General features: G+C 71.9%; 21 protein-coding genes. 16 read left to right on the top strand and 5 right to left on the bottom strand.

What is annotated here, in order from left to right; all coding sequences use genetic code 11:
- Positions 1 to 56: 56 nt before the first annotated feature.
- The 3 genes from ACFZA2_RS16865 to ACFZA2_RS16855 are packed head-to-tail and all read right to left on the bottom strand — an operon-like array spanning position 57 to position 4,665.
- Entirely contained in the window at positions 57 to 1,649 is a 1,593-nt protein-coding gene (locus ACFZA2_RS16865) for an acyltransferase (RefSeq protein WP_391407115.1), read from the bottom strand.
- The gene (locus tag ACFZA2_RS16860; RefSeq protein ID WP_391407113.1) at positions 1,646 to 2,746 is read right to left on the bottom strand and encodes a substrate-binding domain-containing protein; all 1,101 of its coding nucleotides are present in this window, start codon (positions 2,744 to 2,746) and stop codon (positions 1,646 to 1,648) included. Before ACFZA2_RS16860 ends, ACFZA2_RS16865 begins: the two co-directional genes overlap by 4 nt.
- Complete coding sequence (locus ACFZA2_RS16855) at positions 2,743 to 4,665, bottom strand: heparinase II/III family protein (protein WP_391407111.1); 1,923 nt, start codon at positions 4,663 to 4,665, stop codon at positions 2,743 to 2,745. The genes ACFZA2_RS16860 and ACFZA2_RS16855 overlap by 4 nt, the downstream gene beginning before the upstream one ends.
- 150 nt (positions 4,666 to 4,815) lie before the next feature.
- Here ACFZA2_RS16855 and ACFZA2_RS16850 point away from each other — a divergent pair, with 150 nt between their 5' ends.
- The 12 genes from ACFZA2_RS16850 to ACFZA2_RS16795 all read left to right on the top strand — a co-directional run bounded on the left by ACFZA2_RS16850 (position 4,816) and on the right by ACFZA2_RS16795 (position 17,269).
- Positions 4,816 to 6,834, top strand: coding sequence for a DUF2264 domain-containing protein (locus tag ACFZA2_RS16850; protein ID WP_391407109.1), 2,019 nt, complete (start codon positions 4,816 to 4,818; stop codon positions 6,832 to 6,834).
- Positions 6,831 to 8,132, top strand: a complete 1,302-nt coding sequence (locus ACFZA2_RS16845) for an ABC transporter substrate-binding protein (protein WP_391407107.1) — start codon at positions 6,831 to 6,833, stop codon at positions 8,130 to 8,132. The genes ACFZA2_RS16850 and ACFZA2_RS16845 overlap by 4 nt, the downstream gene beginning before the upstream one ends.
- A gap of 65 nt (positions 8,133 to 8,197) precedes the next feature.
- Positions 8,198 to 9,139, top strand: a complete 942-nt coding sequence (locus tag ACFZA2_RS16840; protein ID WP_391407105.1) for a carbohydrate ABC transporter permease — start codon at positions 8,198 to 8,200, stop codon at positions 9,137 to 9,139.
- Complete coding sequence (locus ACFZA2_RS16835; RefSeq protein ID WP_315994492.1) at positions 9,136 to 10,050, top strand: carbohydrate ABC transporter permease; 915 nt, start codon at positions 9,136 to 9,138, stop codon at positions 10,048 to 10,050. The genes ACFZA2_RS16840 and ACFZA2_RS16835 overlap by 4 nt, the downstream gene beginning before the upstream one ends.
- Before the next feature lie 2 nt (positions 10,051 to 10,052).
- Positions 10,053 to 10,727, top strand: coding sequence for a DUF624 domain-containing protein (locus ACFZA2_RS16830; protein WP_391407103.1), 675 nt, complete (start codon positions 10,053 to 10,055; stop codon positions 10,725 to 10,727).
- Between the two features lie 20 nt (positions 10,728 to 10,747).
- Entirely contained in the window at positions 10,748 to 11,944 is a 1,197-nt protein-coding gene (locus ACFZA2_RS16825) for a glycoside hydrolase family 88 protein (protein ID WP_391407102.1), read from the top strand.
- A 35-nt stretch (positions 11,945 to 11,979) separates the two neighbouring features.
- The gene (locus ACFZA2_RS16820; protein WP_391407101.1) at positions 11,980 to 12,789 is read left to right on the top strand and encodes a fumarylacetoacetate hydrolase family protein; all 810 of its coding nucleotides are present in this window, start codon (positions 11,980 to 11,982) and stop codon (positions 12,787 to 12,789) included.
- Complete coding sequence (kduD, locus tag ACFZA2_RS16815) at positions 12,786 to 13,550, top strand: 2-dehydro-3-deoxy-D-gluconate 5-dehydrogenase KduD (RefSeq protein ID WP_391407099.1); 765 nt, start codon at positions 12,786 to 12,788, stop codon at positions 13,548 to 13,550. Before ACFZA2_RS16820 ends, kduD begins: the two co-directional genes overlap by 4 nt.
- 131 nt (positions 13,551 to 13,681) lie before the next feature.
- Complete coding sequence (kduI, locus tag ACFZA2_RS16810; protein WP_391407097.1) at positions 13,682 to 14,524, top strand: 5-dehydro-4-deoxy-D-glucuronate isomerase; 843 nt, start codon at positions 13,682 to 13,684, stop codon at positions 14,522 to 14,524.
- The gene (locus ACFZA2_RS16805) at positions 14,524 to 15,453 is read left to right on the top strand and encodes a sugar kinase (protein WP_391407095.1); all 930 of its coding nucleotides are present in this window, start codon (positions 14,524 to 14,526) and stop codon (positions 15,451 to 15,453) included. Before kduI ends, ACFZA2_RS16805 begins: the two co-directional genes overlap by 1 nt.
- Positions 15,450 to 16,070 carry a bifunctional 4-hydroxy-2-oxoglutarate aldolase/2-dehydro-3-deoxy-phosphogluconate aldolase gene (locus tag ACFZA2_RS16800; RefSeq protein ID WP_391407094.1) on the top strand — a complete coding sequence of 207 codons (621 nt, stop codon included), beginning with the start codon at positions 15,450 to 15,452 and terminating at the stop codon, positions 16,068 to 16,070. The genes ACFZA2_RS16805 and ACFZA2_RS16800 overlap by 4 nt, the downstream gene beginning before the upstream one ends.
- Positions 16,071 to 16,222: 152 nt before the next feature.
- Complete coding sequence (locus ACFZA2_RS16795; RefSeq protein ID WP_391407092.1) at positions 16,223 to 17,269, top strand: NAD(P)-dependent alcohol dehydrogenase; 1,047 nt, start codon at positions 16,223 to 16,225, stop codon at positions 17,267 to 17,269.
- A 382-nt stretch (positions 17,270 to 17,651) separates the two neighbouring features.
- On the opposite strand, the gene pgm is transcribed toward ACFZA2_RS16795, so the two are convergent.
- Positions 17,652 to 19,298, bottom strand: coding sequence for a phosphoglucomutase (alpha-D-glucose-1,6-bisphosphate-dependent) (gene pgm / locus ACFZA2_RS16790; protein WP_315994501.1), 1,647 nt, complete (start codon positions 19,296 to 19,298; stop codon positions 17,652 to 17,654).
- A gap of 128 nt (positions 19,299 to 19,426) precedes the next feature.
- On the opposite strand from pgm, the gene pheA reads away from it, so the two are divergent.
- The gene (gene pheA, locus ACFZA2_RS16785; protein WP_315994502.1) at positions 19,427 to 20,389 is read left to right on the top strand and encodes a prephenate dehydratase; all 963 of its coding nucleotides are present in this window, start codon (positions 19,427 to 19,429) and stop codon (positions 20,387 to 20,389) included.
- Positions 20,390 to 20,578: 189 nt separating this feature from the next.
- Here pheA and ACFZA2_RS16780 read toward each other — a convergent pair whose 3' ends face one another.
- Positions 20,579 to 21,646: an LLM class flavin-dependent oxidoreductase gene (locus ACFZA2_RS16780; RefSeq protein ID WP_391407090.1), complete on the bottom strand. Its 1,068-nt coding sequence runs from the start codon at positions 21,644 to 21,646 to the stop codon at positions 20,579 to 20,581.
- Between the two features lie 77 nt (positions 21,647 to 21,723).
- On the opposite strand from ACFZA2_RS16780, the gene ACFZA2_RS16775 reads away from it, so the two are divergent.
- The 3 genes from ACFZA2_RS16775 (at position 21,724) to ACFZA2_RS16765 (ending at position 23,086) form a co-directional block, all read left to right on the top strand.
- Entirely contained in the window at positions 21,724 to 21,993 is a 270-nt protein-coding gene (locus ACFZA2_RS16775; RefSeq protein ID WP_391407089.1) for a hypothetical protein, read from the top strand.
- Positions 21,994 to 22,114: 121 nt separating this feature from the next.
- Complete coding sequence (locus ACFZA2_RS16770) at positions 22,115 to 22,540, top strand: Asp23/Gls24 family envelope stress response protein (protein WP_391407087.1); 426 nt, start codon at positions 22,115 to 22,117, stop codon at positions 22,538 to 22,540.
- Between the two features lie 123 nt (positions 22,541 to 22,663).
- On the top strand, positions 22,664 to 23,086 hold the full coding sequence (locus ACFZA2_RS16765; RefSeq protein ID WP_391407085.1) for a hypothetical protein: 423 nt from the start codon (positions 22,664 to 22,666) through the stop codon (positions 23,084 to 23,086).
- The last annotated feature ends 6 nt before the right edge of the window (positions 23,087 to 23,092 follow it).

Genomic DNA, 23,092 nt, shown 5'->3' with positions numbered 1-23,092 from the left:
AGCGGCGCGGCCGCGTCAGTCGCGCGCTGGTCGCCCGGCCTCGGGAGGGGACGCGATCAGCGCGGAGCGGGCTCCGGCCGGTGCACGCCCCGCGGGCGATAGCCCAGCGCATCCGAGCACTCGAGCAGATCGGCGAGGTACCAGACGATCGCGAGCCACATCTCGGTGCCCTGCAGGCCGGGCTCGCCGGCATCCAGACGGAAGGAGAGGCCCGCACCCGCGTGCCATCCGGTGAGGGCGTGCCGCAGCAGATCGTCGGCGAGGGTGCGCACCTCGTCACGGCGATAGCCGGTCGAGCGGGTCAGCCACAGCGGATGCGCGATGTCGAGCACGGTGCAGGCGTCGCGGCGGTCGCGGCGCATCCACCTGTCATCGCGTGCGTGCCGCAGCACCGTGTCGATCACGGCCTCAGGGTGCGGGACGTCGAGCCCGGCCTGGGCGAGCGTGCCGCGGGCGGCACGGTAGAAGCCGTTGACGAGCAATCGGAGGTCGCCGTCGACGCCGGGGCGGCCCCACATGCCCGTGCCCGGGTCGGCGCGGAGGGCGAGCCACCCGAACAGCGCCTCGGCGACCCCCGGGGGAATGGCATCTTGCCGTCGGCCGCTCCAGTGCAGGGCCGTGCCGATCGCGTCGACGTGGTGTCCCGCGCGCCAGGGGTCGGTGTCCCACGGCAGGGCGTCGAGTCGTGCGATCAGGCCCGCCGCGTCCGCGTCGACGACGTCGGCGAGCGGGTGGGCGAACCGGCCGCCCAGGAGGTCGAGGGCGTAGCCGGCGCTGAGCACGCCGTACGCCGCGTCGGGGTCGTCCCACAGCGTGGCCGCGTCGGTCGCGAGACCGGTCGCGGGGCGCTGCTGCGCGGCGATCACCTCGGTCCATCCGGCGCGGTCGTCGCCCGGGGGAGGCGCGTCGTGCAGCAGGGCGGAGAGCTCGACGGCGTCGCACACCGCGCGCAGGGTCGGGGCGGCGTCGGGGCGATCGCGGAAGCCCCCGTCGACCCGGGCGCGGCCCAGCACCGCAGGAAGCTCGTCGCGCGCGCGATCGGCGAAGGCGGTGAGATCGTCGCGCCGCGGCTCGCCGGCCCGCTCGGGCGGGACGCGCCAGCGCAGGAGGCGGGCCGGGTTGCCGCCGACGATCGCTCCGGCGGCGACGTCCTTCGTCACCACGGCTCCCGCCGCCAGCACCGCGTGATCGCCGACCGTGACGCCGTCGAGCACGACGACGTGCGAGCCGATCCACACGTCGGACCCGATGCGCACGCCCCGAGAGGTCAGGGGCTGGCGGAACACCTCGGTGCCCGGTTCGAACGAGTGGTTGAAGCCGATGATCGAGGTGTGGGCGCCGACCCGGACCGCGTCGCCGAGACGTACGTCACCGCGCACGACGGCGTACGGGTTGATCGAGCAGTCCGCCCCGATGGCGATCGTGCCGGTGAGGTACGCGCCGGTGGCGACGTAGGAGCGGTCGCCGATCGCGAAGGCCTCGGGATCGAGACCGGCGTGCTCCGAGAGGAAGACGTCGTCCCCGACGCGCCAGTCGGGATGCGCGGACGTCAGCGCGGCGAGGTGCGCCCGAGCGCGCTCCCGCTCCTCGGGCGGGGCCTCGGTCGCGAACGTCCACGGCGAGAAGTCGCGCGCCGAGGGCGTGCTCATGATCGCGGGGCCGCCGTCGAGGCGCGCACATTCAGGCGCGGGCTGAGCTGCACGCGATGCACCGGCCGGTCGGGCTTCGCGATGCGCCGGGCGAGCAGTTCGACTGCGGCTTCGCCGACGCTCGCGCGCGGTGGACTGACGGCGGTGAGGGCGGGGGTGAACAGCTGGGCGACCTCGTCGTCGTACGCGATGATCGACAGGTCGTCGGGCACCGAGATCCCCCTCGTCAACGCGAGGTCGACGAAGGCCATCGCCTCGGGGTCGGAGTGCACGAGCAGGGCCGTGACGCCGGTGGCGAGCGCCGAGTCGAGGGTCGCGTTGACCACATCGGAGAAGTCGGGGCTCGTGCGGTCGGGCAGTGTCTGCTCGAAGTGGTCGGCGGGGGTGAGGGCGAGCTCCTCGCACGCGGTCTGCCAGCCCGCGGCGATCTTGCGCGAGGTGGGGGAGTGGCGCGAGAGGATCAGCCCCACCTTGCGGTGGCCGAGGGTCGCGAGGTGCCGGGCCGCGAGCAGGGCCCCGAGCGCGTGGTCGGTCGTCACCGACTCCATCGGGATGCCGCCCGCCCCGGGCACGGCGTCGCGTTCGACGAGGACGCTCGGCACGGGGCAGTCGGCCAGCCAGCGCATGACGTCGCCGGCGTGGGCGGTGTCGGTGTTCGGCGCGACGATCAGCCCGCGGACGTCGCCGCTCGCGACGAGGCGGTCGAGCACGGGACGTTCGTCCTGCAGCTCGTACGAGGCTCCGCGCAGCAGCGTCGTGTAGCCGAGGCGCTGCGCAGCCGTCTCCATCCCGCGCACGACCCCCGGCCAGTAGTAGGCGAGCGAGGGGACGAGGACGGCGATCGATCCGGCCTGCGTCTCGTCGGCGGAGGGCTCGGGGCGCGCCGGTGTGCTCTCTCCGGCCACGGCTCCGCCGTGCACCCGACGCAGCACCCCCTCCTTCTCGAGCTGGGCGAGGTCGCGGCGCAGCGTCACCGTGGCGACCCCCAGGTCTTCGGTGAGCTGTGAGATGCGCACGGCGCCGTCGCTGTGCAGCGTGCTCAGGATGTGGGCGCGGCGTTCCGCGGCCAGGGGCTGATGCCCGGTGGTGTCGGTCATGGGAGGTCCTCGATCGGTGTGTCCAGTTCTACCGTGAGCCGGAGCTGTGTGCGGGATGCCAGGGGAAGGGCGAGGCGCGTGAGTCGCTCGCCCCACACCTCGGTGAGCATCGGATCGTCGAGGTCCCGCACCTCCTCGGTCGCCTCGACGTCACTCGGCCATCGCAGACGGACCGGGCGTGCTTCCCCGATCGGAGTGACGCGCGCACCGCCCGATTCGAGCCGGACAGCGCCCGCGACGAGCACGTGGAGCACCGTGTCGGTGCCGGTGGGAGCGCCGTCGACGAAGACCCATGCGTCGGCGATCTCGACGCGATGCTGCGTGCGATCGAGCGTCGCGCGCCGCCGCCACGACGCGAGGCCGGCTTCGGGGTAGGCGTCCGCGAGCTCGAGCGAGAACGTCGTCCGCGCGTCGCCGATCTCGGCCGCGGCACCGCGTGCGGCGGCATCCCTCCCCGCCGGTTGCGTGCGCCCGCGCACGACGGGCACGTTGTGCCATCCGCTCTGCATGGTCCAGATGTCGTAGCGGTCGGGGCCGAAAGTGGCGGCGGTGTAGGTGGGGCGACCGGCGTCGACGATCACCGGCACGCCGTCCACGGCGACGAGGAACGAGCCGACGTCGTTGTGGTTGTGGTGCTCGGCGTTGTGGCCGCCCTTCGCGACCAGCGCAAGGCCGGTGGAGGAGCCTCCCGCCTCGCGCGCGAGCACCACTTCGGTCGAGGGCAGCCACACGTCGCGCGGAAGGGGAGGGGTGCCGGCGGAGGCCGTCACCCAGGCGGGATCGGTGAGACCGCGCAGCAGTCGGCCGAGGCCCTCGCGCTCCGTCGCGGCGGGTGATCCCGGATGCCGGTGGCTTTCGGCCAGGGCGGCGGCGTCGTCATCGCCGTAGCGTCGGGCGGCCCGCTGCAGGGCGTGCCAGGGCTGATCGGCGGGCGGCCGGGCCTGGCCGTCGGCGTGGTTGACGAACCAGTCGCCGCCGAGGTGCGAGCGGTGGGGGAAGGCCACGGTCTCGCGCAGCGAGGCGATGCCCGTCGCGTCGACGGCGCCGGCCGTCGCGTGGGCGAGCACGTCGAGTGCCTCGAGGGCGCGGCACGCGCCGTTCCACCAGTACGCGTACCCCTCGTCGATCGCGCCGTCGGCGGGCAGGGCGGCGACGTACCGGTCGAGTCCCTCGACGGCGAGGCCGACGACCCGGTCGCGCTCCTCGGTCTCGGCGAGGGCGTCGAGCAGGCGCAGGGCGGCGACGACGACGTTGCCGTGGATCCAGGGGTTCCAGTTGTGGACGTCGCCGTCGAGGCCGATCCAGTGCCAGTCGCGTCGTCGCTGGAACGGCTCGAAGACGCGCACGCGCGCCTCGTGGCGGATCCGGGCGCGGATGCCGGGGGCACGGGCGTCGAGGGCGGCTCCGAGGAGATGGTCGATCCACGCGAGCTGGGCCACGGCCTCGCCCGCGCCGAGGTCGACGAACGGGTCCGTCACGGTCGCGAGTACCGACCCGTGCACCCGTCGGGTGTCGTCGTGGGCGGGCCAGCACCACGAGCTCTGCTCGCACAGCAGCATCACGCCGTCCACGACCTCATCGATCGCGTCGTCGTCGAGGGTGACCGCCGCGGCCACCGCGGCGCGGCTGAGGCGCCGTTGGCGTGCGAACGCGGCGTCCTCCCATGCGGTGCGGTCGCCGTCGCGGTGGACGCGCGCCGCGTCGCTCGCGCGGGGCTGCGGCCAGGGCGTGGCGCGCTCGGCGTGGGCGCGGGTCAGGATCCGGTCCGCGGCGGCCCCGTCGACCGTGCCGCGCTCGCGGTCCCAGACGGCGCGGACGTATGCCGGCGGGACGGGGAGGGCGTCATCGGGGGTGACCAGTTCGGCGCTCTCGACGACCGCGGCGAGCGGGCCGCGGAACGCGGCGGTGGGGAACGGCATCGGTCTCCTTCGAGCGGGGTGCATCGCTTAAACGATCATAAACGATCATTAGGATTCAGAAAAGATGTTGCTGTGTTGTTTTCTGATTGATACGCTCGCACTCGTTCACCCCATGGCTCGGGTGGACGGACGGCCTTCGAAGGAGAACCCGTGGCGACTTCCGCTCTTCCCCGCCTCGCCGGTGGGCAGCGCAGCGACTGGCTCGCCGTCGCCGACGCCCTGATCGACGCGGCGTTGCGGCACGCGAGCCCCGGGCGCGGGCGCATCGTGTTCCCGGGCGCCGAGGGGGGCTATGGCGCGGCCGTCGACGGCCTCGAGGGCTTCGCCCGCGTCTTCCTCCTCGCCGGGTTCCGCATCGCCGGGGCGCGCGGGCAGGACGTCGACGAGCTGATCGCCTTCTTCGCCGAGGGCGTGCGGACAGGGGTCGACCCCGACGCGGCCGACCGGTGGGTGCGGACGGACGAGCACGCGCAGGCCAAAGTGGAGGCCGCGTCGCTCGCCCTCGCCCTCGATCTGACGCGGGAATGGATCTGGGACACCCTCGACGCACGCACGAGGGAGCGGGTCATCGCCTACCTGGCCCCGGTCGTGGGCGACGAGACCTACCCGCAGACGAACTGGGTGTGGTTCCGCATCGTCGTGCAGACGTTCCTCCGCTCGGTCGGCGGGCCCTGGTCGGCCGCCGACATCGCCGCGGATCTCGCCCGCCACGATTCCTTCGTCCGCGAGGACGGATGGCTCTCCGACGGCGACGAGCGCGCCTTCGACCACTACGTCGGCTGGGCGTTGCACGTCTACCCCGTGCTCTGGCCCCGCATGACGGGGGCGGCCGACCTGGCCGGCGAGCGTCGGGCGCTCGACGTCGCACGGCTGGACCGGTTCCTCCTCGACGCGGTGCACCTCGTCGGAAGCGACGGATCGCCCCTGCTGCAGGGCCGCAGCCTCATCTACCGCTTCGCCGCCGCAGCGCCGTTCTGGGCGGGGGCCGTCGCGGGCGTCCCGTCGCTCGGCGCGGGGCGTCTGCGTCACGCGGCCGGTGCGATCGTCGACCACTTCGTCGCCCGTGGCGCGCCCGACGGCGAGCACCTGCTGACGCTCGGATGGCACCACGAGTGGCCGGCTCTCGCTCAGTCGTACTCCGGTCCCGGATCGCCCTACTGGGCGGTCAAGGGACTGATGGGCATCATGCTGCCCGCCGATCACGACGTCTGGGCGGCTCCCGACGAGCCCCTGCCGATCTCGGAGGCCGACGATCTCCGCGCCGTCGTCGCCGCGGGCTGGATCGTGTCGGCCACGCGCGCCGACGGCATCGTGCGCATCATCAATCACGGCACCGACAAGGCCCGCCCCGGAACGCGCACGGCGGACTCTCCGCTCTACGCGCGCATCGGCTACTCCACGGCCACGGCCCCGCTGCTCGACGACCTCGCGTGGAGCGACCCGCTCGAGCAGGCCGTCGTCCTCGTCGACGCCGCGGGTCGCGCCACGCATCGCACCGCCCTCGAGCCGCTCGGCGTGACGGTGCACGAGGGCGTCGGCGTCGCCGCGTCGGCATCCGACGTGCACCTCATCGACGCCACCCCCACCACGCACCGTCACGGTGCCGGCCTCGCGGGCGCGGCGCAGTCCCTCGGGCGGATGACGGTGACCTCGCTCGCGCGGGGTGCGTGGGAGGTGCGCATCGCGCGACTCGATCACGTCGCTCCGGGCGTCGACCTCGACGCGCTGCGCGTGCGGATGGGCGGGTGGGCGCTCGCGGGCGCCGAGCCCGCGCACGCGACCTCGACGGGCGCGGCCGAAGCGCACGCGGACGGCCGGGTGTCCGGCATCCGGGCCCTCACCCCCGAGGCCACCTCGCGCGTGACGGTCCGTCGCGGGGCCAGCCCGCTGGGGGAGACGGCCGCCATCCCCGTCCTGACCTGGGACGCCGCGGTCGGGGTGCCGTTCGCGGCGCTCGTGACCCTGAGCGGCGACACGACCGCCGAGGCGGCCGAGCCGCGGCTCGCGATCGAGGGCGCGGGCGAGGACACGGTCGTCGACGTGACCTGGCCCGACGGCCGGCGCACGCGCACCCCTCTCACAGACTCCGGAGCCCCGCGCGGGGCGCACCGGCACTCTCGGGCCCGAAGCGGTGCCCGGCACGCAATCGCAAAGGAGCAGCACGCATGAAGCGCAAGATCGTCGTCGCGACCGGGGTGGGCATCGTCGCCGCTCTGTCGTTGACCGCCTGCAGCGGCGGATCGTCGGAGGCCCCCGCCCAGAGCGGTCCCGTCACGCTGTCTATGTCGGGGTGGAGCCTCAGCACGACGCCCGAGTTCCAGGCCCTCGCCGACAAGTTCCACGAGGAGAACCCCGACATCACCGTCGAGGTCAAGGAGTACGACTCCGCCAACTACGACACGCTGATGACGGCCGACCTCGCCGCCGGTTCGGGTCCCGACATCGTCACCCAGAAGAACCTCAAGACCTTCATCACCTACCAGGCCGGTGGACAGCTCGCCGACGTCTCCGACGTCGAGCTGCCCGGTGACATCGGCGGGGCGCAGGCGTTCGAGGTCGACGGCGCGACCTGGGCCGTGCCCTACCGCCAGGACTCGTGGGTGCTGTTCTACAACAAGGACCTCTTCACCCAGGCGGGCGTCGCCGAGCCCGACGGCTCGTGGACGTGGGACGACTACGAGAAGGCCGCCGAGCAGCTGACCTCGAAGCTCGGCGCCGCCGGCTCCGCCGCCCTCGGCACCTACCAGCACAGCTGGCAGTCGACCGTCCAGGGCTTCGCGAACGCGCAGTCGCCCGATGTCGACATCCTCTCGGGCGACTACGGCTACCTGAAGCCGTACTACGAGCGTTCGCTCGGCCTGCAGTCGGCCGGCGCGCAGGTGGAGTACAACACCGTCACCGCCAACAAGCTCACCTACCAGGCCGAGTTCGGCAAGCAGCAGGCCGCGATGATGCCCATGGGCACCTGGTACGTCGCGACCCTCATCGCCCAGCAGGCCAAGGGCGAGGCGGACCCGTTCTCGTGGGGCTTCGCCCCCATCCCGCAGTACGACTCCTCCACCACGGGCGAGTCGGAGACCCCCGTCACGTTCGGCGACCCCACCGGCTTCGCGATCAACAAGGCGGCGGATGCCACGAAGCTCGCCGCCGCGAAGAAGTTCCTCGCCTTCGCCGCCGGCGAGGACGGCGCGCAGGTGCTCGCGGGCCTGGGCATCACGCCCGCGCTGACGAGCTCGAGCGTCGCCGACACGTACTTCGCCGTCGCCGGGGCGCCCACCGACGAGCTGTCGAAGTTCGCCTGGTCGACGCACGAGACCAAGCCGGAGAACCCCACCTCGGCGAAGACCGCCGCCGTGCAGAACATCCTGCTCGACCTGCACACCGCCGTGATGTCGGGATCGACCTCGATCGACGACGCCATCACCACCGCCGAGAACCGCGTCAAGAGCGAGGTCGGCGTCGGCTGACCCCGCAGGTCGGTGACCGGCCCGGACCCCTCCGGGCCGGTCACCCCTCACGATCTGGAGACACCATGGCGACCATCGCCGACACGCGCCCCCGGGCGTCGAAGACCGAGCCGAGCCGGCCCCGCCGCCGCTCGCGTCTGACGCTGCGCAGCACCCTCATCGGGTGGAGCTTCATCCTCCCCAACTTCCTGGGCTTCGCGGCCCTGACGCTCGTCCCCGTCGTCGTGCTGTTCTACATGTCGATGACGAACTGGAACGTCTTCGGTTCGTCGGCGTTCGTCGGCATCGCCAACTTCCAACGGCTCATCGGCGACGGCAGCTTCCGCATCGCTCTGCTGAACACGCTCTACTACGCGGCGCTGCACATCCCGCTGACGATGATCGTCGCGCTGGGCCTCGCCCTGCTGCTGAACAACAAGCTGCGCGGGGTGGCGTTCTTCCGCACCGCGGCCTTCTTCCCCTACATCACCTCGATCGTGGCGATCGCGGTGGTGTGGAACCTGCTCTTCAGCCCCGAGTACGGGCCCATCAACGAGATCCTGCGCTTCTTCGGCCTGCAGAACCCGCCGGGATGGCTCACCTCCTCGGAGTGGGCGATGCCCGCCGTCGTCATCATCAGCACGTGGCGCGACATGGGCTACTACATGATCCTGTTCCTCGCCGGGCTCCAGACCGTGCCCCGCGAGCTGCATGAGGCGGCGCGCGTCGACGGCGCCAACGTCTGGCAGCGCTTCGTGAACGTCACCCTGCCGTGCCTGCGTCCGACCACGTTCTTCGTGACCGTGATGCTCACGATCAATTCGTTCAAGATCTTCGACCTCATCCTCGTCATGACGCAGGGCGGCCCCGGGCAGTCGACGCTCGTGCTGTCGCAGTTCATCTACCAGAAGGGCTTCCAGGAGAACCAGTTCGGCTACGCCTCGGCGGCATCCATCGTGCTGTTCCTCCTGTGCATCGTCGTGACGCTCGTGCAGTTCTTCATCAACAAGAAGCGGGACGCCAGATGACCGATCTCCTCGTTCCCGACGCCACCCGCACGCTCGTCACCGCGGGGGCCACGCCGCCGCGCCGTCGACCCGTCGCCGGTGCCCACCCCGCCCGCCGCGTGGGACGCATCGTCGGCTACGCCGTGATGATCGTCGCGGCCGCGGCCCTCCTGCTGCCGTTCTTCTGGATGATCATGAGCTCGCTCAAGACGCCGAACGACGTCTTCAGCGCCCCCGTGAAGTGGTTCCCCGAGACGTGGGTGTGGAGCAACTACATCGACATCTGGACGCAGTCCGGCATGCTCACGTGGATCCGCAACACGCTGCTCCTGGCCGTGGTGGTCACTTTCCTGCAGGTGCTCACCGGCTCCTTCGCCGCGTACGGGTTCTCGCGGATGCGCTTCCCGGGCCGCGATGTGCTGTTCCTCGTCTACATCGGGACCATCGCCGTCCCGTGGCAGTCGTACATGATCCCGCAGTTCATCCTGCTGTCGAACCTGAAGGTGTCGAACACCCTCTGGGCGATCATCCTCATCCAGGCCTTCGGCGCGTTCGGGGTGTTCCTGATGAAGCAGTACTACGACACGATCCCCGAGGACCTCTCCGAAGCCGCCCGCCTCGACGGGCTCAGCGAGTACGGGATCTGGGCGCGGATCATGCTGCCGCTGTCGGTCCCCGCGATCGCGAGCCTCACGCTGCTGACGTTCGTGAACACCTGGAACGACTACCTCGGACCCCTCATCTATCTGCGCAACCCCGACCTCTGGACCATCCAGCTGGGGCTGCAGAGCTTCGTCAGCACGCTGTACGACGCCAACTACGCCCTGCTGTTCGCGGGTCTGACGATGTCGGTCGTGCCGATCGCGATCGTGTTCCTCTTCGGACAGAAGTACTTCGTCGAGGGCATCGCGACGAGCGGGATGAAGGGCTGATCATGCGCCGCATCTCCCACGACACCTACGCGAGCGTGTTCTCGACGGTCTACCTCGGGCTCATGGTGAACGTGCTCCTGCTCGTCACCTGCGCGCCGCTGGTGCTCCTGCTGCTCACCACCGATCCCGCGCAGACGTGGCCGCTCCTGCTCATCGCCCTGCCGCTGTGCGCCCCCGCGCTCGCCGGCGCCCTCACCGCCTTCCGGGCGCACGGGATGGGCGAGGGTCGGGTCGTCCGCGCCTTCTTCGCCGGCTGGCGGCGGACGCTGCGCAAGGCGCTCGTCGTCGGTGCGCTGGCGTCGGCCGTCCTCGCGATCGTGCTCGTCGACGTGCGCGCCGTGTCGGCGGCATCCTGGGCCGTCGTCGTCGTGCCGCTGTGCGGCACGGTCGCGCTGCTGGTCGTGGCCACCGCGCCGGTCGCGCTCACCGCGCTGGTCGAGGCTCCGGGGACGCCGCTGCGAGTCCTGCTGTCGACGGCTGCCGTGCTGGCCGTCCGTCGCTGGTACCTGAGCCTGGTCAGCGTGCTCGTGCTGGCGGGTCAGGCCGTGCTGTTCACCACCTCGCCCGCGTTGGCGCTGGGCCTGACCGCCGCGCCCGCCCTCTACCTCGTGTGGGCGAACGCCCGCTTCAGCCTCCGCCCCGTGCTTCCGGCCGACTCCTCGGTCGCCGCCGTCTGAACCGAAGGACTTTCCCCCGCATGACCACTTCCCCTCCGACCGCTGCGGCCGCCGCGCGCGTCGACGCCCCTCGAGCCGACGTCGACCGCGCCCTCGCGCAGGTGTTCGACACCGTCCGTGCGAACATCGAGGCGTTCGGCATCCGTTACCCCGACGACACCACCCGCGCCAACCGCTATCCGCTGCGTCCGGCCGTCCCCGGCTTCGCCGAGGGGGAGAACCGCGGCTGGACGACCAGCTTCTGGCCCGGCATGCAGTGGATCGCGTGGGAGCTGACCGGCGACGAGGCGTTCCGCGACGCCGCCCTGGCGCACGCCGCCGACTTCGGACGCCGCGTGCGCGGGGAACGCGACCTCGACACGCACGACCTGGGCTTCCTCTACACGCTGTCGTGCGTCGCGCCCTGGCGCCTGCTCGGCGACGAGGAGGCCCGCGCGAGCGCTCTCGCCGCGGCCGACCACCTCATGACCCGCTACCTGCCGTCGGCGGGGATCATCCAGGCGTGGGGCGACCTCGCCGACCCCGCGCAGCGCGGACGCACGATCATCGACAGCCTCATGAACATGCCGCTGCTGACGTGGGCGGCCGAGCAGACCGGCGACGCGCGCTACAGCGACGTCGTCGCCCGCCACACGGCCGAGCTGCGGCAGCGCATCCTGCGCCCCGACGGCTCGACCTTCCACACCTTCTACTGGGATGCCGAGACCGGCGAGCCCCTGCGCGGCGCCACCGAGCAGGGCGCCTTCGACGACTCGTGCTGGGCGCGCGGGCAGGCGTGGGGCATCTACGGGTTCGCGATGAACCACCGGGCGACCGGCGACGCCGCGCTCCTCGATGCCTCGCGCACCTGCGCCGAGTACTTCCTCGCCCACCTCCCCGCCGACGACGTGCCCTACTGGGACCTCGTCTACGGCGACGACGCCGATGCGCCGCGCGACAGCTCCTCGGGCGCGATCGCCGTGTGCGGGCTGTTCGAGCTCGCCGCGGTCGATCCCGAGGGTGCCGAGCGCTGGCGCGCCGCAGCGGAGAGGATCCTCGCCTCCCTCATCGCGCGGTACACCCCGGAGCGAGCCGAGGACGCCGACACGGTGCTGCTGCACAGCGTGTACGACCTGCCGAAGAACGTCGGCGTCGACGAGGGCACCCTCTGGGGCGACTACTTCTACCTCGAGGCGCTCGCCCGCGCGGCCCGACCCGAGTGGCGGCCCGTGTGGTGAGGCTCGCGCGCGTCGGCGATCGCTCGGCGGCCATCGTGCCGGGTCCTTCGGGCGACCACGTGCTCGACCTCGGCCCGCGCCCCGTCCCCGAGCTGTTCGTCGAGCTCGACGGCATCCGTTCCCTCGTGCAGCGGACGGATGCCGCGACCTTGCCGCCGCTGGATCCCTCGACGCTGCAGGCACCGGTGGTGCCGCGGACGATGCTCTGCCTCGGCTACAACTACCGCGGGCACGTGCCCGACGGCGTCGACCCCACCGCCGACGACCCGGCCAGTCCCGACGTCTTCGTCAAGACGGCGAACACCTTCGGCGGTCCGAACGACCCCGTGGTGATCCCCGCCGTCGCCGACGATGTCGACTACGAGGGCGAGATCGCCGTCGTGATCGGTCGGCGCGCGCACGCGGTGCGCGTCGACGACGCCCTGTCGTACGTCGCCGGGTACACGCTGCTCAACGACGTCTCCGACCGGTCGTGGCAGCGCAAGCAGAGCCAGTGGGCGCTGGGCAAGTGCTTCGACGGCTTCGCCCCGCTGGGGCCGTGGATCGTCACGGCCGACGAGGTCGACCCGCAGGACCTGCTTGTCGAGGTCGTGCGCGACGGGGAGGTCACCGTGTCGCAGTCGACGGCGACCACCATCTTCTCGGTCGCCTTCGTCGTTCATCACCTGAGCCAGGTGGTCACGCTCGAGCCCGGCGACGTCATCTCGACCGGCACGCCGCAGAAGCTCCCCGCCGCGCAGGCGGCGCACCGCCCGCTCGCCCCCGGCGACGCGGTCACCGTGCGCGTCGGCGGCCTCGGCGACCTCACCACCCGTTTCATCGCACCCCCGGGAGAGCCCGCATGATCCTCGACACCTTCCGCCTCGACGGCCGCGTCGCCGTCGTCACCGGCTCGAGCCGCGGGCTCGGTCAGGGCGCGGCCCTCGCGCTCGCCGAGGCCGGAGCCGACCTCGTGCTCATCGACCGCGGCGACGCCGCGCACACCGCCGAGCTGATCCGCGGACTCGGGCGTCGCGTGCACACGATCCACCGCGACTTCGTCTCCGCCTCGCGCGACGAACTCGCCGCCGCGATCGACGAGGCCGCCGAGGTGCTCGGGCGCATCGACATCCTCGTGAACAACGCCGGGACGATCCGTCGCGCCCCCGCCGCCGAGCACGGCGCGCAGGACTGGGACGACGTGCTCGCGGTCAACCTGGACGCGGTCTTCCACCTCTCGCAGGCCGCCGGACGACGCATGATCGCGCAAGGGTGGGGCCGCATCGTCAACGTGGCGTCGATGCTGTCGTTCCAGGGCGGCATCCTCGTTCCGGGTTATGCCGCCAGCAAGCACGCCGTGGCGGGACTCACGAAGGCGCTCGCGAACGAGTGGGCGGCCTCCGGCGTCACCGTCAACGCGATCGCGCCGGGCTACATGGCCACCGACAACACCGCCCCCATCCGCGCCGACGCGGACCGCGAGGCCTCGATCCTCGGCCGCATCCCGGCCGGCCGCTGGGGCACGCCCGCCGACCTGCAGGGGGCGTTCGTGTTCCTGGCCTCCGACGCGGCCGCCTACGTCACCGGGGCCGTGATCCCCGTCGACGGCGGGTGGCTCGTGCGGTGACCTGAGCAGCCAATCACCCGAGCGACACCCCGCCCCGCGCTCGACCCGAGCGCCCCGCCCCGCCGCATCCGGCAACGCCCGGCCGGCCCCCGACCCGCCCGGCTCGCCGGGCTCGACCCCAGGAGAACCGCATGACCGCCTCCATCCCCCAGCGCTACGCCACCCACCCCGAGCAGATCCCGGGCATGACCACCGCGCAGCTGCGCGAGCGGTTCCTCATCGACGACGTGTTCGTCGCCGGAGAGGTGCGGCTGACCTACACGCACCACGACCGCATCGTTCTCGGCGGCGCCGTGCCCGCGGGCTCGGAGCTCACACTCACCGGCTACCCCGAGATCCGCAGCGAGTACTTCCTCGAGCACCGCGAGATCGGCATCGTCAACGTTGGCGCGCCCGGCACGGTCACAGCCGACGGAGAGGCGCACGAGCTCGTCACCGGCGCGTGCCTGTATCTCGGCCGAGGCGTTCGCGACGTGGTCTTCGCCGACGCCGCGACGGGCGAGGGGGCGCGGTTCTACCTGTTCTCGGCCCCCGCGCACACGGCGTACCCGTCGGCGCTCGTCTCCCCCGGCGAGGGCACGGTGCGCGAGCTCGGCGACCAGGTCACCAGCAACCGCCGCACCCTCAACCAGTACATCCACGAGAACGGTGTGAAGAGCTGCCAGATCGTCATGGGCGTGACGCAGCTGCATCCCGGGTCGATGTGGAACACCATGCCCGCGCACACCCACGACCGCCGCACCGAGTGCTACCTGTACTTCGACCTCCCCGCCGACGCGCGCGTCGTGCACCTGATGGGCGAGCGCGACGAGACGCGGCACCTCATCGTGGGCGACGAGCAGGCCGTGATCTCGCCGAGCTGGTCGCTGCACTCGGGCGTCGGTACGGCCGCCTACTCCTTCGTGTGGGCCATGGCGGGTGAGAACCAGTCCTTCGACGACATGGATGCCGCCCCCATCACCGACCTGCGCTGATGGTCGCCCCCTCGCCCGTGCTCCTCGCCGTCGGCGAGACGATGGCGATGCTCGCGCCCTCCGACGGGGGAGGGGTCGTGGATGCCGCGACCTTCCTCGTCGACGCGGGAGGCGCGGAGTCCAACGTCGCCGCCCACGCGGCGGCGCTCGGGATGACGGCGCGATGGGCGAGCCGCCTCGGACGCGACGCCCTCGGCGACCGTGTGCTGCGGCAGGTCTCGGCGCGCGGGGTCGACACCACGGGCGTGGTGCGCGATGCGCGGCATCCGACCGGGCTCTACGTCAAGGACCCCGGACGGGGGGTGCGGTACTACCGGGCCGGGTCCGCCGCCTCGCACCTCGCCCCGACGGATGCCGATTCCCTCGCGCTCGACGACGTCGACGTACTGCACGTCTCGGGCATCACCGCCGCCCTCTCCGCCTCGGCGCGCGCCTTCCTCGACGCGGCCATCACGCGCGCCCGCGCGGTCCGCGTCGCGGTGAGCTTCGACGTGAACCACCGGGCGGCGCTGTGGCCCGCGGCGGAGGCGGGCCCCGTGCTCGCCGCCCTCGCGGCCCGCGCCGACGTCGTCTTCGTCGGTCGCGACGAGGCCGAGACGCTGTGGGCGACCCCGACCGACGGCGACGTGCGCGCCCTCCTGCCCGCGGTGGCCGAACTCGTCGTCAAAGACGGCGACATCGGGGCCACTGTCTTCGAGTCGGAGCGGCGCACATTCGTACCCGCGCTGCGCGTCGAGGTGCTCGATGCGGTGGGGGCCGGCGACGCCTTCGCCGGGGGCTACCTCGCCGCGCGCGCCCGCGGACTCGACGCCTCCGCCCGACTCGCGGCCGGACACGAACGCGCCGCCCTCACCCTCCGCACCTACGGCGACTCGATCCACGACACGGCCGCACTCCCGACCCCGCACCTCGACAGGACCTCCGCATGACGCCTCCCGATGCCACCGCCGCGTGGTTCGACGACACTCTCACCTCCGCTCCGCTGATGGCGATCCTGCGCGGCATGGGGCGGGAGCGCTCGCTCGCGCTCGCCGCGACGGCGTGGGACCTCGGCATCGACAACGTCGAGGTCCCCCTGCAGACCCCGGCCGACGAGGAAGCCCTCCGCGCGGTGTGCGCCGCGGGGGCGGAGCGCGACCGGATCGTCTGCGCCGGAACGATCGTCGATCCCGCCCAGGTGCCGGTCGCCGTGGCGGCCGGTGCGCGCTATCTCGTGTCGCCCGGACTCGATCCCGCCGTGGTCGCCGCGGCCCGCGCGCACGGCATCCCGATCCTCCCGGGGGTGGCGACGCCGAGCGAGGTGCAGCTCGCCGTCTCGCTCGGGCTGCGCTGGCTCAAGGCGTTCCCGGCGACGTGGCTCGGGCCGGCGTGGTTCCGCGTGATCCGCGGCCCGTTCCCCGACGTGCGGTTCGTCGCGACCGGCGGCCTCGACGCAGGCAACGTGTCGGAGTTCCTGGATGCCGGGGTGCGCGTCGCCGCGGTCGGTTCGGCTCTCGAGGACTCCACGCAGCTGCCGCGCCTGGCCGCTCTGCTCTCGCACGCCTGACCCTTCCCGTCGCGCGAGGTGCCAGGAATCGTCGCTCACCGGGCCCGGCGAGCGAATTCCTGGCACTTCGCGCACATCCGTGCAACCCCGCGCCGGGGATGCCGCCGAGAGGGAGGATGGATGCATCCGCATCGACCCTCCCGAGGAGACCCATGCACGTCAACGCCTATGCGGCGTCGTCCGCGACCTCGCCCCTTGAGCCCACGACCATCGAGCGCCGCGACGTCGGCCCGAAGGACGTGCTGATCGACATCGCCTACGCCGGCATCTGCCACTCCGACATCCACACCATCCGCGGCGAGTGGGGCGACGTGCCCTACCCCCTGACCGTCGGTCACGAGATCGTCGGCACGGTCGCCGAGGTCGGCTCCGAGGTGACCAGCCACAAGGTCGGCGACCGCGTCGGCGTCGGCTGCATGGTCAACTCGTGCCGCGAGTGCGAGAACTGCCTCGCCGGTGAGGAGCAGTACTGCGAGAAGGGCAACATCGGCACCTACGGCGCGAAGGACGTCGACGGCACGATCACCCAGGGCGGCTACAGCGAGAAGATCGTCGTCGACGAGCACTTCGTGCTGCGTGTTCCCGAGTCGATCCCCTACGAGAAGGCCGCCCCGCTGCTGTGCGCCGGCATCACCACCTACTCGCCGCTGAACCACTGGAACGCCGGCCCCGGCAAGAAGGTCGCCGTCGTCGGCCTCGGCGGGCTCGGCCACATGGCCGTCAAGATCGCCCACGCCATGGGCGCCGAGGTCACCGTTCTCTCGCAGACGCTCAGCAAGAAGGACGACGGCCTGAAGATGGGCGCCGACCACTACTACGCGACGAAGGACGAAGAGACCTTCTCCACGCTGAAGAAGCACTTCGACCTCATCATCAACACCGTCAGCGCCCCGCTCGACCTCAAGCAGTACCTGGGCCTGCTCGCACTGAACGGCACGATGGTCAACGTCGGCGCCCCGCCGGAGCCGCTGCCGATCCAGGTCTTCACGCTGTTCACGAACCGTCGTTCCTTCGCCGGGTCGTCGATCGGCGGCATCCGCGAGACCCAGGAGATGCTCGACTTCTGCGCCGAGAACGGCATCGCGCCCGAGACCGAGCTCATCTCGGCCGACCAGATCAACGACGCCTACGAGCGCGTGCTGAACAGCGACGTGCGCTACCGCTTCGTCATCGACGCGAAGACCTTCGCCCCCGCGTGACCCCCACGCGCTGAATCCCGGCCCCGGTCCCGGATGCCACGGCCCCGACGCTCTTCGGAGCGCCGGGGCCGCGGCGTTCGACGCCCAGCCCGCTCGCGCGCCGTGGGTGTCGCCCCCCCGCCAGGAAACGCTGTCCCGCGTGAGAAACGCCGCGCGCCGTCGTGTCGCCCACGGCAAGGCGTTTACTCCTGCGTTCCCGCTTTCCTCCGGTGCGCGACCCCGCGGCATCCCCCCACCCCCGTGATAAACGCTCGCTGCACGGAGAAACGCTCGCAGAGGGCGTTTCCCGGTGCAGCGAGCGTTTATCAGCATTAGGGCGCCCCGCCGCCGCACGCGAAAGCGGCGCCGCCCCGGAGGGCGACGCCGCTTCGACGGACGCGGGTCAGGCCTGCCCGAGAGCGGCCGACACGACCGCGCGGGCCTCCTCCTGCACCTCGCGCAGGTGCTCCTCGCCGCGGAGCGACTCGGCGTACAGCTTGTAGACGTCTTCGGTGCCGGAGGGGCGCGCGGCGAACCACGCCGACTCGGTCTGCACTTTCAGGCCGCCGATCGCGGCGCCGTTGCCGGGCGCGTGCGAGAGCTTCGCGGTGATCGGCTCGCCCGCGAGTTCGGTGGCGGTCACGGCATCCGGAGACAGCTTCGACAGGGCCGACTTCTGCGCGGGCGAGGCCGGAGCGTCGACGCGCTGGTAGGCCGAGGCGCCGAATTCGGCCTCGAGCTCGGCGTAGCGCTGCGAGGGCGTCTTGCCGGTGACGGCGAGGATCTCGGCAGCGAGAAGGCAGAGCAGGATGCCGTCTTTGTCGGTGGTCCACACGGTGCCGTCTTTGCGCAGGAACGACGCACCGGCCGACTCCTCACCGCCGAAGGCGACGGAGCCGTCGAGCAGACCCGGGACGAACCACTTGAAGCCCACCGGCACCTCGAGCAGCGTCTTGCCGAGCGAGGCGGCGACGCGGTCGATGATCATCGACGACACGAGGGTCTTGCCCACCGCGGCATCCGTCGGCCAGCCCTCGCGGTGCGAGAAGAGGTAGTCGATCGCGACGGCGAGGTAGTGGTTGGGGTTCATCAGCCCCGCGTCGGGGGTGACGATGCCGTGCCGGTCGGCGTCGGCGTCGTTGCCCGTGAGGATGTCGTACTCGTCGCGCGCGGCGACGAGCGAGGCCATCGCCGAGGGCGACGAGGGATCCATGCGGATCTTCTCGTCCCAGTCGAGCGTCATGAACTTCCACGTCGGGTCGACCTCGGGGTTCACGACGGTGAGGTCGAGGCCGTAGACCTCGGCGATGAGCGCCCAGTACTCGACCGACGCCCCGCCCAGCGGGTCGGCGCCGATGCGCACGCCGGCGCTTTTGATGGCGTCGACGTCGATGATGGATGCCAGATCCCGCACGTACGCGTCACGGAAGTCGTACTGACCGAGGCCGTCGAGGTCGATGTCGGCGTGACGGGTGCGCTGCACGCCGTCGAGGCCCGCGGCGATGAGCTCGTTCGCGCGGTCGGCGATCCAGCCCGTGGCGTCGGTGTCGGCGGGGCCGCCGTGCGGCGGGTTGTACTTGAAGCCGCCGTCGCGGGGCGGATTGTGCGAGGGCGTCACGACGATGCCGTCCGCCCGGCCCGGGTCGTCGGTCGCACGGTCGCGGTTGTACGTGAGGATCGCGTGGCTGAGCGCCGGGGTCGGCACCCACGCGTCGCGGGAGTCGACGCGCACGTCGACGCCGTTCGCGACGAGCACTTCGATGGCGCTGCGCTCGGCCGGCAGCGACAGGCCGTGCGTGTCGCGTCCGAGGAAGAGGGGGCCGGTGATGCCCTGCGCGGCGCGGTAGTCGACGATCGCCTGGGTGGTGGCGAGGATGTGGTCCTCGTTGAAGCTGGTGCTCAGCGACGAGCCCCGGTGACCGCTGGTGCCGAAGGCGACGCGCTGCTCGGGCACCGCGGCATCCGGCTTGCGGTCGTAGTAGGCGGCGATCAGTTCGTCGATGTCGATGAGATCGGATGCCTCGGCGGGCTGTCCTGCGCGACTGCTCATGCGCCCAGTCTGCCCGCTCCCTCCGACATGCGCACACGCCGTTGCGCATTCACGGCGAATCCGTCGTCGTGCAGCGCCCCCGCCGGCCACGAAGAGAGGCCGTGCGTCGCCGGTCTAGGCTGTACGCCGTGCTGCCCGACACAGAGACCGTGCCCGCCCGCCGTACCTACAGCTACCTGGGACCCGCCGGCACGTTCACCGAAGCCGCGCTCGCGCAGGTCCCCGAGGCCCGCGACCAGGTCTGGCGGCCCGTACGCAACGTCGGCGAGGCGCTGGCCGACGTCGTCGAGGGGCGCTCGGATGCCGCGATGATCGCGATCGAGAACTCCGTCGACGGCGGGGTGTCGACCGCGCAGGACGCTCTGGCGACGGTCCCGGGTCTGCGCATCGTGGGCGAGTACCTCGTGCCCGTGAACTTCGTGCTCGTGGGACGGCCCGGAGCGACCCTCGCCGATGTGTCGCTCATCGCCGCGCACCCCGTCGCCTACGGGCAGTGCCTCGGCTGGCTGAGCCGGAACGTCCCCGCGCACGCCCACCTTCCCGCCGAGAGCAATGTCGCCAGCGCCCTCGGTGTGCTCGACGGCACGAGCGCCGCGGACGCCGCGATCGCCGCCCCCGGCATCGTCGCGCACCACGACCTGACGGTCCTCGCCGAGGGCATCGGCGACAACCCCAACGCCGTCACGCGCTTCGTGCTCGTCAGCCGCACCGTGGCTCCCGCGCCCCCGACCGGCGCCGACAAGACCTCGCTCATCGTCGAGCTCCCCGAAGACCACCCCGGTGCCCTGCTCGAGCTGCTCGAGCAGTTCGCCACCCGGGGCATCAACCTCAGCCTGCTGGCATCCCGGCCCATCGGCGACGCCCTCGGCCGCTACCGCTTCGTGATCGACGCCGACGGCCACGTGCACGACGAGCGCATGGCCGACGCGCTGCTGGGGTTGCGGCGTTTCAGTCCGAAGGTCATCTTCCTGGGCTCGTACGCGCGGGCCGACCGCGCGATCGTCCGCTACCCGCCCCGTTACGGCGACGACGTGTTCGTCGAGGCGCGCGATTGGCTGCGCGGCCTGCTGAGCGGCGAGCCCGAGACCTGAGCGCGCGCGGCGCCCTCGACGGGCTCAGCCCGCTCGTCTCGCGGGGGTCGCTGAGCCCGAGCCTCCTCGCAGAGCCCCCGGGCCCTGAGCCTGTCGAAGCGCCCGGCGTGACGCGAGGTCCCTGAGCCTGTCGAAGGGCCCGGGACCTGCGGTGATTCGGTGGCTTCGACAGGCTCAGCCACCTCAGCCTCAGGCCGCCACAGCCGCCCGCGCCGCAATCAGCTCGAGCGTCTGCGCCCGGCCCTCCGACCCCTCGCCGTCGTACGCACCCGCGACCGGCGAGACCATGATCTCGTCGACGCCGTGCTGCGCGGCGAACGCGGCGAGCTGACCCTGCACCTCGGCTCCGGTTCCGACGAACCACTTCTGCCGCGTCGAGGCCATGATCGACTCCGCCATCGCGTCGAACGGATCGGCTTTCGCCTGCTCGACCGTCTCGAGCGGCACGAGCGGCTTGTTCGTGCGCAGGCGCGCCATCATGCGCAGTTGCGGCACGGCCCGCTCTTCGGCCTCGTCGGCTGTGGGCGCCGCCACGACGTTCGCGGTGACGAACGTGCGGGGACCCTCTCCGGACTCGTTGGGCACGAACTGGTCGCGGTACAGGTGCAGCGCCCGGTCGAGCCCCTCGCCGGCGAAGTGGTTCGCGAAGACATACGGCAGGCCGAACGACGCCGCGAGCTGAGCGGAGTAGTCGCTCGACCCGAGCAGCCACACCTGCGGCACCCCGGATGCCGAGGGCGTGGCCTTCACCTGGTACTCGCTGCCGGAGGTGAAGCGCACGGTCGCTCCGTCGGGGGACGTGAGCGCCATGATGTCGGTGACGTGGTCGGGGAAGCGCGAGACGTCGCTCGTGGTTCCGGAGCGGTTGAGCAGCTGCGTGATGACCGGGTCGCTGCCCGGCGCACGGCCGATACCGAGATCGATGCGGCCGGGGGCGAGCGCCTCGAGCGCCGCGAACTGCTCGGCGACGATGAGCGGCGAGTGGTTCGGCAGCATGACACCGCCCGACCCCACGCGGATGCGGCTCGTGCGCGCGGCGGCAGCGGCGATGAGGACCGGGGGAGTGGTGGATGCCACGGAGGGCATGTTGTGGTGCTCGGCGAACCAGTAGCGGCGGTAGCCGAGGCGGTCGGCGCGCTCGACGAGATCGAGGGCCGCGCTCACCGCCTGCGCGCTGGTCTGCCCGTGACGCACGGGCACGAGGTCGAGAACGGAGAGGGAGGGGATCGCGTCGTTCACCCTCAGGCGAACGCGCATCGGGCGGAGCGTATTCCTCTTGCGCGGGCGCGCAACCCCCGTGACCGATCGACGAAGGCGTTCCTATCGTGCCGCGCATGACCGATGGGGTGACCGTGGTGCGCACGGTGATGACCGTGGATGACGCGACGTTCTCGCTCGCGCCGGGACAAGACGTCGCCGATCTCGAACGTCGTATCGAGGCCGCCGTGCATGACGGGGGGCGGTTCGAGCGCTTCACCGTGGCGGGCGACCGAGACGTCCACGTGTTGTTCACCGCTCACACCCGCGTCGTGCTCTGGGGTGAGGAGACTCCGGGAGAGACGGCGACGATCGAGCCCGTGTCGGTCGAATGGGAAGAGGGCTGAGGAGCCAGCGTCCATCCCCAGCTTTCTCCCAGGAAGAATTCCGTGACGAATCCTCTCCGCCGCGCGTCTCACCTATGACATCGCGGGACACACGGTCCCGGAACGACGGAAGGAAGCGAACATGGCTGAGAACACCACCACCGCCACCCCCACCCCCGCCACGAAGGACGGCGGCTCGACCGTCATCGTCGACGCCGTCGTCGCCAAGGTCGCCGGCATCGCCGCGGCCGAGGTTCCCGGGGTCCACGCCCTCGGCGGCGGCGCCGCCCGCGTGATCGGCAACATCCGCCAAGCCGTCGGCGCGAAGGACCACGCCCAGGGCGTGAGCGTCGAGGTCGGCGAGACCGAGGTCGCCGCCGACATCGCGATCCAGGTCGACTACCCCGAGCAGCTGCAGCGCGTGGCCGCGAACGTGCGTTCGGCCGTGCACCAGGCCATCACCGAGCTCGTGGGCATGAAGGTGGCCGAGATCAACGTGACCGTGGTCGACGTCTTCATCCCGGGCGACGACGACGAGGACGACGCCGACGAGCAGCGCGTCAACTGACATCGGCTTCGAAAGGGGCGTCACCGCGAGGTGGCGCCCCTTTCGCGTACCTGGGTGCCGGCCTCCCCGGCAATCTCTGGATACCGGCGCCGTGTCCTCCTAGTCTGATAGCCGGGGGGTGGCATGGCCTGGCTCAATACGACCTCGGTCGCCGCATCGGCACTGATCGGTGTCGCGGTGATGGGGTTCGTGCCTACGTCCGCGGCTCTGAGCGACGGCGCTGATCTGCCGTGCCGGGCGGTCTTCGCGCCCGTCGAGGGAGTGGATCTGACAGACGGTCTCACCGCCGACCAGCGGCGTGCGGTCGACGCGTGGCTCGAGTCGCGCTCGTCCGACGCCGTGACCAGCGACGATCTGGCCCGTGCGGGGGCCCAGGTCTCGGCCGCGTGCGGCGAGGCGCAGCGAACCCGGTCGGTGTGGATGATCCTCACCGCGGTATTCGGCGTCGCCATCGCCTCCGGGCTACGCGGATGGGGGCGATCCGACGATGAGCAGGACGACGCCAGCGGTGGTGACTCGCGCGGAGCGGCGCCCGCGCAAGGGTGACCCGCC

It is taken from the genome of Microbacterium sp. NPDC007973 (genome assembly GCF_042958465.1).
Lineage (GTDB): Bacteria > Actinomycetota > Actinomycetes > Actinomycetales > Microbacteriaceae > Microbacterium > Microbacterium galbum.
This window is presented reverse-complemented; position numbering and strand designations above follow the sequence as displayed.